This is a genomic window from Flavobacterium sp. 25HG05S-40 (assembly GCF_052654735.1).
Genome location: NZ_CP199750.1, coordinates 622,016 through 637,570, shown reverse-complemented (window position 1 = coordinate 637,570; position 15,555 = coordinate 622,016). Strand labels below are relative to the sequence as shown.

The following is a 15,555-nucleotide window of genomic DNA, read 5'->3' as shown; positions in this document are numbered from 1 at the left end:
AATGACATTTGAAAACCTAAAACTTCAAGTAATTGCTACTCTTTCCGAAACTAATACTGAAAGAGATGCAAAACTGAAAAACCTTTGCCAATTACTTTCTGACAACGTTGATTATTATAATTGGGTTGGATTTTATTTTGCCAATCACGAAACTAAAACATTGCACCTTGGACCTTATGTTGGCGCCGAAACCGATCATACGGTAATTCCGTTTGGGAAAGGCATTTGCGGACAAGTGGCAGAATCCAATGCGAACTTTGTTGTTCCTGATGTCTCAGCACAGGATAATTATATAGCCTGTAGCTTTACGGTCAAGTCAGAAATTGTAGTACCGCTTTTTGTTGATGGTAAAAATATTGGTCAAATAGATATTGACAGCCATGTGATTGATCCTTTTACCGAAGCAGACGAAAGATTTTTAGAATTTGTAAATCAGGAAGTTGCAAAATTATTTTCAAAATAATTTACAATTCATAATTGCTTCGCCTGTTCTCAAAATAAATTCTATTTATTTTGCTCGGGTCATAATTATTTTTACCTTTGCACACGAATTGAGAAAACCTTAATTCATACATAATAATCATTTAAACAAATATTGGAATGTATCTTAGTAAAGAAACAAAAGCAGAAATCTTCGCTAAACACGGAGGAAAAGCAGAAAACACAGGATCTGCAGAAGGACAAATCGCATTGTTCACATTTAGAATCTCTCACTTAACAGAGCACTTGAAAAAAAATCGTCACGATTATAACACAGAGCGTTCGTTAGTACTTTTGGTAGGTAAAAGAAGAAGTCTTTTAGATTACTTGAAGAAAAAAGAAATCAACAGATATCGTGAGATTATTAAAGAATTGAATATTAGAAAATAATCAATACAAAGAGGTGCCCACGCGCCTCTTTTTTTTAGGTTAAAAAGAAGAAAAGTTTCGGTTTTTCATTGGGTTACACACAACAACTACAACAACACAACTATCTGTCGACAGGCAGAAACCAATGTAAAATTAAAAAAGGAAATTATTTATGATTCCACAATTATTTGTAGAAACAATCGATTTAGGTGATGGCAGAAGCATCACAATCGAGACAGGTCGTTTAGCTAAACAAGCCGACGGTTCTGTAGTAGTAAGAATTGGTAAAACTGTAATCTTAGGAACAGTAGTATCAGCAAGAAAAGCAAGTCCAGGTATCGACTTTTTACCATTAACGGTAGATTACCGCGAAAAATTTGCAGCAGCAGGTCGTTTTCCTGGTGGTTTTTTCAAAAGAGAAGCACGTCCAAGCGACAACGAAGTATTAACGATGAGATTAGTTGACCGTGTTTTGCGTCCACTTTTCCCTTCAGATTACCATGCAGAAGTTCAAGTGATGATTCAATTGATGTCGCATGACGAAGAAGTTATGCCCGATGCATTAGCAGGATTAGCAGCTTCGGCAGCCCTTGCTTTGTCTGACATTCCATTTGAAACTTTGATTTCTGAAGCTAGAGTTGGTAGAATTGATGGAAAATTCATCATCAACCCAAGTCGTGCGCAATTAGAATTGTCTGATATTGACATGATGATTGGAGCTTCAACAGATTCTATTGCGATGGTAGAAGGAGAAATGAAAGAGATTTCAGAAAAAGAAATGGTAGAAGCCATTAAATTTGCTCACGAACATATTAAAGTACAAATTGCAGCGCAAGAACGTTTGGCAGCAGCTTTTGGTAAAAAAGAAGTTCGTACTTATGAACAAGAAAAAGAAGACGAAGCTATTTACGCTAAAGTAAAAGCAGCGGCTTATGATAAAATATACGCCATTGCAAGCAAAGGTTCGGCTAAGCACGAACGTTCAGCTGCCTTTGACGCGGTAAAAGAAGAAGTAAAAGCATTATTTACTGAAGAAGAATTAGCAGAAAATGGAGATTTAGTTTCTAAATACTTCTATAAAACCAATAAAGAAGCCGTTCGTAACGTAACTTTAGATTTAGGTACTCGTTTAGACGGAAGAAAAACTACTGAAATCAGACCAATTTGGTGTGAGGTAGATTATTTACCATCTGTTCACGGATCAGCATTGTTTACACGTGGAGAAACTCAAGCCTTGGCAACGGCAACTTTAGGAACATCTAGAGAAGCTAACCAAATCGATTCGCCATCTGAACAAGGAGAAGAAAAATTCTATTTACACTATAATTTCCCACCATTTTCTACAGGAGAAGCGCGTCCGTTAAGAGGTACTTCAAGAAGAGAAGTTGGTCACGGAAACTTGGCACAAAGAGCCTTAAAAAACATGATTCCAGCAGATTGTCCTTATACAATTCGTGTGGTTTCAGAAGTATTAGAGTCTAACGGTTCGTCTTCCATGGCAACTGTTTGTGCTGGAACATTAGCTTTGATGGACGCTGGAGTTCAAATGACTCGTCCGGTTTCTGGAATTGCAATGGGATTGATTACTGATGGAGAACGTTTCGCTGTATTGTCTGATATTTTAGGTGATGAAGATCATTTAGGAGATATGGACTTTAAAGTTACTGGAACTTCTGAAGGTATCACTGCCTGTCAAATGGACATTAAAATCGACGGATTGAAATATGAAATCATGGAGCAAGCCTTGGCTCAAGCTCGTGACGGACGTTTACATATCTTAGGGAAATTGACGGAAACACTAGCACAACCTAGAGCTGATGTAAAAGATCATTCTCCAAAAATAATCATGAGAACCATTCCAGGTGCTTTCATTGGTGCGTTAATCGGACCTGGTGGAAAAGTGATTCAAGAATTACAAAAAGCTACCGGAACCACTATTGTTATTAATGAAGTTGACGAGCAAGGTGTTGTTGAAATTCTGGGAACTGATCCAGCCGGAATTGCAGCAGTATTGGCGAAAATCGATTCGATTATTTTCAAACCAACCTTGGGCGAATCTTATGAAGTAAAAGTAATCAAGATGCTAGATTTTGGTGCTGTTGTTGAATATACAGCTGCTCCAGGAAATGAAGTATTGTTACACGTTTCAGAATTGGCTTGGGAAAGAACAGAAAACGTTGCTGATGTTGTAAAAATGGGTGATGTATTTATGGTGAAGTACTTAGGTGTTGATCCAAAAACAAGAAAAGAAAAAGTGTCGAAAAAAGCATTATTGCCAAGACCTCCAAGAGAAGAAAATAAAATTACTCCAAAAGGAGAATAATAGTTTTATACTTTATAAATAAACCCCGACTTGAGTAATTTAAGTCGGGGTTTTTGATTTTATTTCAATGACTGACGCAACCTTTTTGGGTTTTCTATACTATGAAATATAAACCTCAAAATAAAGCATCATGAAAAATTTTAATCTGTTCATTTTTGGAAGTATCCTTACATTATTGGTTTCATGTGACAGTACTGACACTACAAACAACGTTCAAACAAACAATCTTGAAAAAATAGTCACCTTAACAACGTATTCTGACAATCCTACATACAACACAAAAAACATAAAGCGTTATGCAAACTTTGAGGTGGTTTCAGATTCTACCTTTAATAATCAAGATCAATTTATATACCGTACAGTTATAACCACCAACGGACTAACGAAAATAATAAAGACTTATTTAAATACCGGAGAAGTAAGCGAACACCGTGAAGAAAACTATGATTCTCAAGGAAGGCTGATTGGAAGGCATACCTATGAACCCATTTCTGCTTTGTTTTTTACGTATGTTTACAATGATGACGGCACTGTCACTTCAAAATATTACAACGACCTAGACAATCAGACGACAACTTTCAGAACCTTTACCAAAAATACGGATGGCCTGATATACAAGAATAATTATAGTTACTATGATTTTAACACAGGTCAAACCGTAAACATTGAGGATATTGCTAGCTCTCAGGGGCAGATACTGTTGTCCAATAACTATTCGGGAACCGTGACTATGTATCAATATTATCCCAACCCTATGCCTGCAAACCTCCAAAAATCTGAAAATGAGTTAAACAATTTAATTGTAATGGGGAATGAATTACGCTATTTAGCCTACAATGGTAATTCCTATTTCAAAGCAAACGACAGCGATATTACTACTTTTAACAGTGCCAATTATAAAACGTACTACAAAAGCGTTTACACGAATACAGCCGTGACGCCAAATACAACCATGACAACAGAGAAATTTTATTATTACAATTAAAAAATAACGCAACCTTTTTTTCTAATTTAAGACTTTGGTTTAAAACCTGACAATTATGAAATCGATCTATTCACTTCCAAAAATTTTTGCTTTACTATTAATAACGTTTAGTATCAACAGTTGCAAGGACATCGATGATACAATAACCTACCCCGATGCTGCTGATTTGATTCAAAAAGATTCAGAAATATACAATTTATTGGAAAGGGTTACAAAAGCAGAAGATGACCCTATGAACGACATTGTTTGCATTGACATTGTTTACCCTATTAATCTACTGATTTACAATTCAAGCTTACAACGAATCGGAGCAGTAACAATAGTGGGTGACGATAATTTTAGTGCTTTTCTTGGCATTTTACCTGCTGATCAATTGTTGAGCATCAGTTATCCAATCTCGACTACATTAGCAGATGGAACAGAATTCACGGTAAATAATAATGCCGAATTAAAAATGGTCATTGACAGTTGTTCTAGAGAGGACATTATTAATTACGCTGGAAATTTATTTTGTACTTCTACGCCAACCGCAATTGTACCTTGTGTATGGAAAGTTCAGTATACAGCTACTGGAGATAACCGTTATTTGAGTGGCTATTTTGATGTCAATGTTGACGGAACAATTCAATTATTTTATGACAATCAAACCTATAATGGAAGTTGGACTTTTCTATTTATTAATAATGAGTTCCATATGAATATTAATTTAGAAGGCACTACTCAGGTTGCATTAGATTGGAACTTTGATAGAAAGGTTATAATGACTCCAGAGGAAATTATCATAGAAAATTCACCAAAAAATATTCATTTAAAAAAGTCTTGTCAAGTGACAACAAGCTATTCCGTCGGAGATAGAGGAACTGCAGGAGGAATTGTCTTTTATGACAAAGGTTCTTACAGCGACGGATGGCGTTATGCCGAAGCTTCTTTAGTGGATTTATCCTATTTTGAGTGGGGTTGTGCAACGTCATCTATTGGTAACGCACAGAATACAGCCATTGGAAAAGGACTTTATAATTCAAGTGCCATTTTGAACTTTCACGATGGTTTAGTCAATTTTTATAGTAACCCTACTATTTGCAGCAGTTTGAATAATGGAACTGTGGTTGCTAAAGAAACTTTAGGATATGAATGGAATGGAAAGAAAGATTGGTTTTTGCCTTCGGAAAATGAACTGGCGCTTATGCATACAAACTTACACCAACAGAGTTTAGGCAATTTTTCAAATACAATATATTGGAGTTCAACAGAAAATGATCCAACTACGGTAAAAACTATTGATTTCACAAACGGACAAATAGTAAATACTTTAAAGGTTCCTACTTCAAATACCGTGAAAGTTAGATGCATTCGTTACTTTTAAAAAATTATTTTTTTGAGTTTAGAAGATTTAATAAGAGCCTGTCAAAAGCAGAATAACAAGGCACAAGAAGAATTATACCATTTGTATAAGAAAACTCTTTTTGTGCTATGCCTGAAGTATTGTCAAAACGAAACGGAGGCTGAAGACAACCTACATAATGCTTTTATCGAAATCTTTACCAAAATCAGACAATATAATGGCAAAGGTTCTTTTGAGGGATGGATGAAAAGAATTACCATCAACAAAGCTATTGACAGTTATAAAAAGTCCTATCAGTTGGTCTCCATAAGCGACAAAAGCTATCCTGATAGTGAAATCGAGGAAAATGAACTAGAAGATGTGTCCTTAGACTATATCTTAGAATTGGTTCAGGCCTTACCCAATCAATACCGCTTGGTCTTTTGCTTGTATGAACTTGACCATTATTCCCATATCGAAATTGCAGCAATGTTAAATATCAATATTGGAACTTCAAAATCCAATTTACATAGGGCTAAAATGATTTTGAAAGAAAAAATAATCGCTCAAAAATCAATCGTTACCATAAACATTAAATATGGAAAATAGAAAAGATATAGGAAAAGTAATTAACGAAAAGCTGAACTCATTGGACAAAACACCCAATGAAAAAGTTTGGATTGGCATACAGGAAGAAATACAAAAGAAGAAGAAAAAAAGAAGATTGGCTTTCTTTTTCTTTTGGACAAAAACGTTAGGCTTATTTTTTATAGGCGCAGTTGCTGCATTCTTTATTTATCATCAAAATAATGGATTTGACTTTGGTTTACCTAATAATTCAAAGGATAAAATCATAATAAACATTGAAAACGGAGAACCTAATGCTACCAATCCAAATACCATTAAAAACAATCAAAATCAAAATATCAAAAGTACTTTAGACGATAATACTGCTAAAGATGATTCAAGTTTAAATGTAAATAATAGTCCTGTAAACACTAGTAAATCTGATAAAAGCTCCAAAAAATTAAGGTATAATACCGCTAAAAAAAGTTCAGAAATAACTAGCACAATAAACAATTCGAATACAACGTCCTCTAAGTCAGCGAAAGGAAAATCAAAATTTGATTCAAAAAAATATTCAATAAAAAAAATAAGGAATAAATCCATTAAAGAACAAAGAAAACTCCTTTCATCGGAAAACAATACAATACAGAAAGATTCGGTAGTGGTTGATCTGACAGAACTTCAAAACCAAAAATCAATTGAATCGATTTCCGAAATCAAAGCAAAAAAAACAGATTCACTTATTGCTAAAAAGGGAAAAGAAAAAACGATAAATATCAACATGTATCCTAAAGACAGTCTCAAAACAGACAGTACAAAAGTGTTCCGAAAATTTTATATTGATGCCTTTATCTCGCCAACTTATTATGGTTCTTTAACTAGAGAATCTGTTTTGGATAGAGATTTGGACACCCTTACCAAAAAATCGGAAATCAAATTCAGTTACGGATTCGGAGTGACATACGATTTGACGGAAGCCATTTCTATCCGTATTGGTTATTCAAAAGTTAACTTAAATTATATAACAAAAAATGCTCCAATTGGAGTTAATATGCCAGGTGCTGACAATTTTAGTGGCATTAGGTACAATGCTAACATATCCAATGCAACAATTTTTGCCGCATCCAATGGCTCTGAAAAAATGGATATCACTCAAAAAATTTCATACACAGAAATTCCGATTGAAATTAAATATATGTTACTTAATAAAAAAATTGGTCTGAAATCAAGCTTAGGATTCAGTTATTTATTACTTGATGAAAATAAGATTAGCATTAAAACATTAAATGGATATACACAAGACATTGGAAAAACTAAAGACTTATCCGATACGTCTTTTTCAGTAAATGTTGGTTTAGAGATTGATTATCCTCTTTTCAAAAACACGAAAATATTTGTAGAACCATTACTTAATTATCAAATAAAAGCCTTTACCGGAAACGATTTGCAACCCTATATATTCGGAATTCACACCGGAATTCGATACAGCATTAACAATAAATAATTTGGTTAGTTATAATTGTGGTAAAAGGCCCTAGTTCTCATTTGAACTAGGGCTTTTTTAATTTAATGCAAATAATTGTAACTTTTTTGCAACTTACAACGTACAACCAATTGAACACTTTAAAAGAAAAGGAGAACATTAAATGAGACAGCTCAAAATCACCAAGCAGGTAACGAATCGTGAAACTGCATCCTTAGACAAATACCTACAAGAAATTGGAAAAGTTGACTTAATTACAGCAGATGAAGAAGTTGAGTTGGCACAAAAAATCAAAGCTGGTGACCAAAGAGCTTTAGAAAAATTGACAAAAGCCAATTTACGTTTCGTAGTTTCTGTAGCAAAACAATACCAAAATCAAGGTTTAACGCTTCCCGATTTGATTAATGAAGGAAACTTAGGTTTGATAAAAGCAGCACAACGTTTTGATGAAACACGTGGTTTCAAATTCATTTCGTATGCCGTTTGGTGGATTCGTCAATCGATTCTTCAAGCACTAGCAGAACAATCTCGTATCGTTCGTTTGCCTCTAAATAAAATTGGTTCTATCAATAAAATCAACAAAATGTACGCTTTACTAGAGCAATCTAATGAGCGTCCACCAAGTGCTGAAGAAATTGCGAAAGAGCTAGACATGACCGTAAATGACGTTAAAGAGTCTATGAAAAACTCTGGTCGTCACTTATCCATGGATGCACCTCTTGTTGAAGGAGAAGATTCTAATTTGTATGACGTCTTACGTTCAGGGGAATCCCCAAATCCGGATAGAGAATTGATTCACGAATCATTACGTACAGAAATTGAGCGTTCTTTAGAAACCTTAACTCCAAGAGAAGCTGATGTAGTGCGTTTATACTTTGGTTTAGGCGATCAACACCCAATGACATTAGAAGAAATCGGCGAAACTTTTGATTTAACTCGTGAACGTGTACGTCAAATTAAAGAAAAAGCAATCCGCAGATTAAAACACACTTCTAGAAGTAAAATTTTAAAAACATATTTAGGATAATCCTAAAAACCGCAACAACAGTCTGATTAACTGTTCGTTTTTTGATTGATGATTGAAACTCCGGCTGATTACCGGAGTTTTATTTTTCATAACAGTAACGGATATGGCGTTACCCATATGGGTCGGGCTATCCACTCCAATCTCTACGAGGATTTCCACTCCTATCCCTAACGCAATCTCCGGTAAGACAGAAACTTTTTCTATCTTTGCCCAAACAACATAACAACTATAATGAAGAATACTCTTATTGCACCTTCTGTCCTTGCGGCTGATTTTGCCAACCTACAACGCGATATTGAAATGATTAACAACAGTGAAGCAGATTGGTTTCACATTGACGTCATGGACGGCCATTTTGTTCCTAATATTTCCTACGGAATGCCTGTTATTCAAGCTATAAAAAAACACGCTACTAAACCATTAGACGTTCATTTAATGATTGAAAAGCCTGAGCGTTATATTGAAACTTTTGCAGAAGTTGGTGCCGACATCATTACTGTTCATTATGAGGCTACAGTCCATTTGCATAGAACCCTGAGACAAATTAAAGCAGCTGGCTGTAAAGCTGGTGTTGTTTTAAACCTGACTACACCCGTTTCTGTATTAGAAGATATTCTACCCGAATGCTATATGGTTTTAATCATGTCGATTAACCCTGGTTTTGGCGGACAAAAGTTTGAAGAAATCACGTATCAAAAAGTAAAAAAACTCAGAAAAATGATTGATGATCAAGGTTTAGATACATTAATTGAAATAGATGGTGGTGTAACCAATAAAAATGCAGCCCAGTTAGTCAAAGCCGGAGCAAACGTATTAGTTGCAGGCAGTTATGTTTTTGGAGCTGAAAATCCAATTACTACGATCGCTGCGTTAAAAAAAATGACGAATGTATAAACATAAACAACTGTTTTCAAATAATTTAAATAAATAATTCACAATCGATAGAATAAAATAAATTTGTTTCTCTAAATTTGTTTTCATTAATCATAAAATAAAAAACTATGAAAAAAATTACTCTTACTTTATTATTATTATTTTTATCAGCACTAGAGCTTTCAGCACAGGTTGATCATTATCCTGTTGTGGAAGGTTTAGCTACTTCCGCAAATGGTAGAGCACCACAAGGAGCAAGAAATGTTACTCGAGGCGTATGGATTGTAACAGCTGCTGAAATGACAGCTGGAGGATTTGCTTCCGGAGATGTAATCAGTGGTTTAGGATTTACCTACCAAGTTGCTCAAGCTACGGCAACAACCGGAACTTGTGTCATATACCTACAAAACACAGCTGATGCAACAAACACCAAAAGTACCACATGGGCAACCGCAATAACAGGTATGACAACTGTAAGCAACGGAGCTTTTACTATCCCAAATACAGCAGGTGAAATCAACTATAATTTTAGTGGAGGTAGCCCTTTTACCTACACTGGTGCCGGATTATATGTGGCTGTTGACTATCAATCTCCAGATGTATCCGCTACACCTAATACTGCATATTGTAATAACACTTTAGTTGGTGGTATTAAAAGTGCCATGTCCGCAGCTGCATCAACAACACCACCTACAACGATAGCTGCATCAAATTTTAGACCTGTTACAAGATTAGGAAAAACAGTATCTTGTGCAAGACCTTACAATTTATTCTCAAGTGTAACTGGTAACACAACTACCTCAGCATCTTTGTCATTTAACAACGTTGGTGGCGCTAACTTTGAAATTGAATATGGCCCTTATGGCTTTGTTCCAGGAGCAGGAACTATTTTAACTGGTGTTACTAGCTCTCCTTACACCATAACTCCTCTTTCAGACGGGACCGTTTATGATGCCTACATAAGACAAAACTGTGGAAGTACTTTCAGTTTATGGAATGGTCCTTATGCTTTTAATACTGTATTTTCACCTGCAACACCTCCTTACAACACTAGTTATGAGCAAGAATCTTTAGCATTTGTTGGATGGGCTGTACCAAATCCTTTAATCCCAGCTGCTGGTGATTGGGCAACTGGAAACTATGGTGCAGGACCATTAGTGCAAGAGGGTACATCTTCAGTAGTTTCAATTACTCCTACCACAGTTGCAGCCAATAATTGGATGTTTTCAAGAGGGGTTAATTTAACAGAAGGAAGCGACGTAACCATTACGTATTATGTTAGTAATTTTCAAAATGCTTCTACTACAACTGGAAGTTTAGATTTTACCGTTGGTGATGCTCAAAACGCAGCAGCTCAAACTACAGTGTTATTATCTGAAACTGGATTGAACATTGCTGCATTTACCCAAAAAACAGTAAGTTTTACACCTGCAACAACAGGCGTTTATTACTTCGGATTTAGAAACTTTTCTCCAATTGCAACTGGAACTCATGCGTTAATTATTGACAACTTTAGTGTAACAGAGGTTTTAGGAATTGATGAAGCGTTGCAAGCTAATTTCTCTGTATTTCCAAATCCAGCTCAAAATACTTTCACCATCTCAAATTCAATGGACGCAGCTATTCAAGCTGTAGAATTAAGCGATTTGAACGGAAGAAGTATCAAAAGTATTAAATTGGCTAATGCAACTGAAACACAAGTGAACATTGCTGATGTTTCTCAAGGTGTCTATATGTTGAAAATCATTTCTGACAAAGGAACCTTAGTAAAGAAAATAATCAAAGAATAATTATTTACAATGTAAATAAAAACCGTCTCATCTAATAATGAGACGGTTTTTTTATGGAATTTACTTACAATGAATTTCGGACAATTAAATCACATTTGTTTTCGACCTTTTCCTTTCTGTTTTCTAATATCATACTCGCCAACAACATTCCCATCGTGGAAAAATTGGTAGATATCGTCGTAATGCCACTTTCAACTACTTTTTTCAATGGAGTATCATTGTAAGAAATGATTCCAAAATCGGCTACAATTTGAAATTGCTGTACTTTTGCCTGTTCTAAAACAGCTACTAAATGCCTGTCGTCAGGAATAATGTACACCGTTCCTTTTTGAACCGTTCTACCCTCAAAACTCGAAATAATTTCATTTGAAAAAGTATAATCATCACAAAACTTCTTAAATCCCTCAACCATTCCAATGGGCTCCTTAAATCCAGGGAAAATTAGTATCAGTTTCTCATAATTATTCAACTTATCTTTTCCAATAAAAAGTGAATCATACATATCTTTCACAAAATTTTGATGCACAGATGGATACTCTTGTAATTGGTCGTTTGTTTGATCCAAAATATAAACATCGTTTTCAGGAAGCATTTTAATAATGGAAGCAGCACCACTCAAATTGGTTGGCATGACAATATATTTAGAATAGTTTCCATTGCTTTCACTAATTAATTTTCTGAAGGTATCAATATTAAAATGATGAAAAAAAATATCAACCTGCGCTTTATTGCTAATCGTTTTCAAAAAAGAATTATAAATATCTTCCTTGAAAATATTGAGTTCATCAAACAACAAAAAAAATCGTTGCTCAAAATTAAATTCAACACTTTTGACATAATACCCTTTTCCTAGAATGGAATAAATAATGCCTCTTTTCTTTAATTCATCAAAAGCCAATAAAACCGTATCTCGAGAAATAGAAAATTCCAAGCTAATCTTATTGACCGAAGGTAATTTATCGTTTCTTTTTAACCGTTTCTCCGCTATAGCTACTTCTACCGAGAAAATAATCTGCTTGTATTTTGGCAGCGTAGATTGGGCATCAATGTTTATGACTTTCATAAAACTACTATTAACTGGTGGCAAGATACAAATAAACTGGTAGGTACTGGTATGGTTAAATAATTTTAAATAGTATTTTTGATATATGATTACTAAAAATTTTATGGAAAAAAATCATTTTTCACAAATAGAGAGCCCAAAAAATGTGAAATCATTCGGTTTATTACCAGATGGAAAAGAAATTTTATGCTACACGCTGAAAAACAAAAATGGAGCCGAGCTCTCTGTAATAAATTATGGAGCCACAATCACATCCTTAAAAATTCCAACTAGTGAAAACGCTTTAGTTGATGTCGTTCTAGGTTTTGACACAGTAACCGATTACATTAAATCTTATTATTTACCAAGTCCACCCTATTTTGGAACCACTATCGGAAGATTTTCAGGACGCATAAATAATGCTGAGTTTTCCTTAAATGGTAAACGCCACTTTTTAAATAAAAACCATGGAGAACATTCGCTTCACGGTGGAATTTTGGGATTCAGTCGTAAAATTTGGAAAGTCATGATAATCACTTTGGAAGAGAATCCCTCCATTACTATGGAATATACAAGCAAAAGCAACGAAGAAAATTTTCCGGGTGAAGTAATCGTTAAAGTTACTTATACACTAACCGAAGAAAATGAGTTGAAGGTACTGTATTGGGCAAAATCAACAGAAGATACTATAATCAATTTAACACAACACACCTATTTTAACCTAAATGGTCATAAAACTGATGTCACTAACCTAAAACTGATCATAAATTCAGATAAAATTTTAGATACTAATAAGGAACTTATTCCAACTGGTAAATTCATAACATTGAAAAATAATGAACTTGACTTTTCTTCTGCAAAGCAATGCCCATCAGCAATAGACACCACTTTTGCCCTTGAAAAATCTGACGCCGTGACACTCTCAAGTGAAAAAACCAAATTAAAAATGACCGTACACACCAACCAACCGGCTGTTCATGTTTACGTAGGTGGAAACTGTTTTAATCAGCTAAAAGGAAAAGAAAGTGCTGACTATCATTCCAAAAGTGGCATCTGTTTCGAAACTCAAAATTTCCCTGATGCGCCAAACCACAACAGCTTTCCTTCCGCTGTTTTGAAAGTAGGAGAAGAATATCATCATCAAACTACCTTTACATTCGAAAACATTTAAAGTAATTATTATGAAAACAAAGATTTATGAAAAGCTCAAAACCAGATTTTTTAAAAAATATAAAAATCTACTTCTAGTTCTTATATCATTTGGTCTCTTTTCTTGCTCTTCTGACAACAATACAACGCCACCAATTGAAGAAGCCGTTTTCTTTCGTGCTGCTGACATGTCCTATCTTCCATTAATTGAAAGTGAAGGAACAGTTTACAAGCGCAATAATGTAGCTGAAAATGCTATTACAACACTAAAAAATGCGGGCTGTAATGCCATTCGAATCCGACTTTGGAAAAATCCAGCCGATGCGCATTCCGGATTTGCAGAAGTAAAGACTTTTGCGCAACGAGTTAAACAAGCAGGATTGAAAGTTTGGTTAACCGTACATTATTCCGATACCTGGGCAGATCCCGGAAGTCAGACCAAACCGCTTGCCTGGCAAAGTTTGAATTTTGAAACGCTAAAAACTTCTGTAACCGAATATACCAATGAAATAATGACCGAAATCAATCCGGATATTATCCAAATTGGAAATGAAACCAATGATGGAATGCTTTGGCCGGAGGGAAAACTTTCGACAAATGAAAGTCAGTATTTACAATTGGTTACCGCAGCCACAACAGCCGTAAGAAGCAAATCATCTACCACAAAAATTATGTTACACTATGCCGGAATATCAGGTTCTGATTGGTATTTCAGTAAAGTTGCCACTATGGATTACGATTATATTGGTCTGTCCTATTATCCTATTTGGCATGGAAAAAGTTTGACAGATTTACAAAACAAAATAAATACACTCGGTCAATTATACAATAAAAAAGTAATTGTTGCCGAAACTGCATATCCATTTACGCACGGATGGAACGATTATACAAACAACATTATTGGTCTAGACAGTCAAATTATTTCAACATATCCAGCTTCAAATGATGGACAAAAACAATTTTTATCTGCTATAAAAAACACTGTAAAACAAAGCACACACGGAATAGGATTTTGCTATTGGGGTTCCGAATGGATAGCTTTCCGTGGTCCAACTTCACCTAATGGTTCTCCATGGGAAAATCAAGCTTTATGGGACTTTACTAACAATGCTCTTCCGGTAATGGACGTATTTAACGAACAATAATCATGAAAAAATTAACGCTATTACTATTAGTTTCATCAATTGGCTTTAGCCAAAATACACCTTTTGCAAAAGGTGCTGATGTGGGTTGGTTACCCCAAATGGAAGCCACAGGATATAAATTCTATGATACCGATGGCAAAGAAAAAGACTGCTTACAACTTTTAAAAGACCGCGGTATGAATTCCATTCGTCTTCGAGTATGGGTAAATCCGTCTGATGACAAAACAAGCGGTCATTGTAGTAAAGACGAAACCGTTGTCATGGCATTGCGTGCCCAAAAAATGGGATTCCGAATTATGATTGATTTTCATTACTCTGATTCGTGGGCCGATCCAGCCAAACAATTCAAACCCAAAGTATGGGAAAACCATTCTTTTCCAGAACTGCTCAATGATGTTTATAATCATACTTTTGAAGTAATTAACTCCTTAAAAGTTGCTGGAGTTACACCGGAATGGGTTCAGATCGGAAATGAAATCCCGGGTGGAATGCTTTGGCCGGAAGGAAGTACTAAAAATTGGAAACAACTCGGACAATTATTGAACAAAGGATACGATGCCGTAAAAGCTGTTGATAAAAACATTAAGGTCATTGTTCATGTAGATGAAGGAAATAACAATGCCAAGTTCAGAGAGTTCTATGATAATGCAACGGCTCAAAAAGTAAAATACGATGTTATTGGGTTGTCTTATTATCCTTTTTGGATTAAAAAAGATTACACCGAAACTATAGCGGATTTACAATTCAATTTAAACGATATGGCTTCGCGTTATGGCAAAGAAGTTATGGTTGTTGAAGTGGGTGGCGAAGATGATAAAATTCAAAACACCTATGAATTACTTACTGCAACGATTAAAGCCGTCAGAAACGTACCCAATCACAAAGGCATTGGCGTTTTATATTGGGAACCTCAAGGCGCGAGGTCTTGGAGTAAATATAGCTTAAGTGCTTGGCTCGAAAACGGTCAGCCTTCTCCCGCGTTAGACGCTTTTAAAGAATAA

14 protein-coding genes are annotated in these 15,555 nt (G+C 35.1%); 13 read left to right on the top strand and 1 reads right to left on the bottom strand.

The features are described 5' to 3' along the window. Position 1 precedes the first annotated feature (1 nt). The 10 genes from ACULEU_RS02730 (at position 2) to ACULEU_RS02685 (ending at position 11,218) form a co-directional block, all read left to right on the top strand. Positions 2-463 carry a GAF domain-containing protein gene (locus tag ACULEU_RS02730; RefSeq protein WP_445453921.1) on the top strand — a complete coding sequence of 154 codons (462 nt, stop codon included), beginning with the start codon at positions 2-4 and terminating at the stop codon, positions 461-463. Positions 464-600: 137 nt separating this feature from the next. After that, complete coding sequence (gene rpsO, locus ACULEU_RS02725) at positions 601-870, top strand: 30S ribosomal protein S15 (RefSeq protein ID WP_290284316.1); 270 nt, start codon at positions 601-603, stop codon at positions 868-870. 151 nt (positions 871-1,021) lie between these two features. Continuing rightward, positions 1,022-3,172, top strand: a complete 2,151-nt coding sequence (locus tag ACULEU_RS02720) for a polyribonucleotide nucleotidyltransferase (protein ID WP_445453920.1) — start codon at positions 1,022-1,024, stop codon at positions 3,170-3,172. 130 nt (positions 3,173-3,302) lie between these two features. After that, positions 3,303-4,157, top strand: a complete 855-nt coding sequence (locus ACULEU_RS02715; RefSeq protein ID WP_445453919.1) for a hypothetical protein — start codon at positions 3,303-3,305, stop codon at positions 4,155-4,157. A gap of 55 nt (positions 4,158-4,212) precedes the next feature. Further along, positions 4,213-5,520 carry a hypothetical protein gene (locus ACULEU_RS02710; protein ID WP_445453918.1) on the top strand — a complete coding sequence of 436 codons (1,308 nt, stop codon included), beginning with the start codon at positions 4,213-4,215 and terminating at the stop codon, positions 5,518-5,520. Positions 5,521-5,532: 12 nt separating this feature from the next. Then, the gene (locus tag ACULEU_RS02705) at positions 5,533-6,087 is read left to right on the top strand and encodes an RNA polymerase sigma factor (protein WP_445453917.1); all 555 of its coding nucleotides are present in this window, start codon (positions 5,533-5,535) and stop codon (positions 6,085-6,087) included. Next, positions 6,077-7,549: a hypothetical protein gene (locus ACULEU_RS02700; protein ID WP_445453916.1), complete on the top strand. Its 1,473-nt coding sequence runs from the start codon at positions 6,077-6,079 to the stop codon at positions 7,547-7,549. The genes ACULEU_RS02705 and ACULEU_RS02700 overlap by 11 nt, the downstream gene beginning before the upstream one ends. A gap of 142 nt (positions 7,550-7,691) precedes the next feature. Continuing rightward, the gene (locus ACULEU_RS02695; RefSeq protein ID WP_026707723.1) at positions 7,692-8,555 is read left to right on the top strand and encodes a sigma-70 family RNA polymerase sigma factor; all 864 of its coding nucleotides are present in this window, start codon (positions 7,692-7,694) and stop codon (positions 8,553-8,555) included. Between the two features lie 231 nt (positions 8,556-8,786). After that, entirely contained in the window at positions 8,787-9,449 is a 663-nt protein-coding gene (gene rpe, locus ACULEU_RS02690) for a ribulose-phosphate 3-epimerase (RefSeq protein ID WP_445453915.1), read from the top strand. 107 nt (positions 9,450-9,556) lie between these two features. Beyond that, the gene (locus tag ACULEU_RS02685) at positions 9,557-11,218 is read left to right on the top strand and encodes a T9SS type A sorting domain-containing protein (RefSeq protein ID WP_445453914.1); all 1,662 of its coding nucleotides are present in this window, start codon (positions 9,557-9,559) and stop codon (positions 11,216-11,218) included. A gap of 64 nt (positions 11,219-11,282) precedes the next feature. Here the strand turns inward: ACULEU_RS02685 and ACULEU_RS02680 are convergent, their stop codons facing one another. Further along, complete coding sequence (locus tag ACULEU_RS02680; protein ID WP_445453913.1) at positions 11,283-12,281, bottom strand: GntR family transcriptional regulator; 999 nt, start codon at positions 12,279-12,281, stop codon at positions 11,283-11,285. Positions 12,282-12,384: 103 nt separating this feature from the next. Here ACULEU_RS02680 and ACULEU_RS02675 point away from each other — a divergent pair, with 103 nt between their 5' ends. The 3 genes from ACULEU_RS02675 to ACULEU_RS02665 are packed head-to-tail and all read left to right on the top strand — an operon-like array spanning position 12,385 to position 15,555. Then, the gene (locus ACULEU_RS02675) at positions 12,385-13,431 is read left to right on the top strand and encodes an aldose epimerase family protein (RefSeq protein ID WP_445453912.1); all 1,047 of its coding nucleotides are present in this window, start codon (positions 12,385-12,387) and stop codon (positions 13,429-13,431) included. A gap of 10 nt (positions 13,432-13,441) precedes the next feature. After that, complete coding sequence (locus ACULEU_RS02670) at positions 13,442-14,554, top strand: glycoside hydrolase family 53 protein (protein WP_445453911.1); 1,113 nt, start codon at positions 13,442-13,444, stop codon at positions 14,552-14,554. Positions 14,555-14,556: 2 nt separating this feature from the next. Beyond that, positions 14,557-15,555, top strand: a complete 999-nt coding sequence (locus tag ACULEU_RS02665; RefSeq protein ID WP_445453910.1) for a glycoside hydrolase family 53 protein — start codon at positions 14,557-14,559, stop codon at positions 15,553-15,555.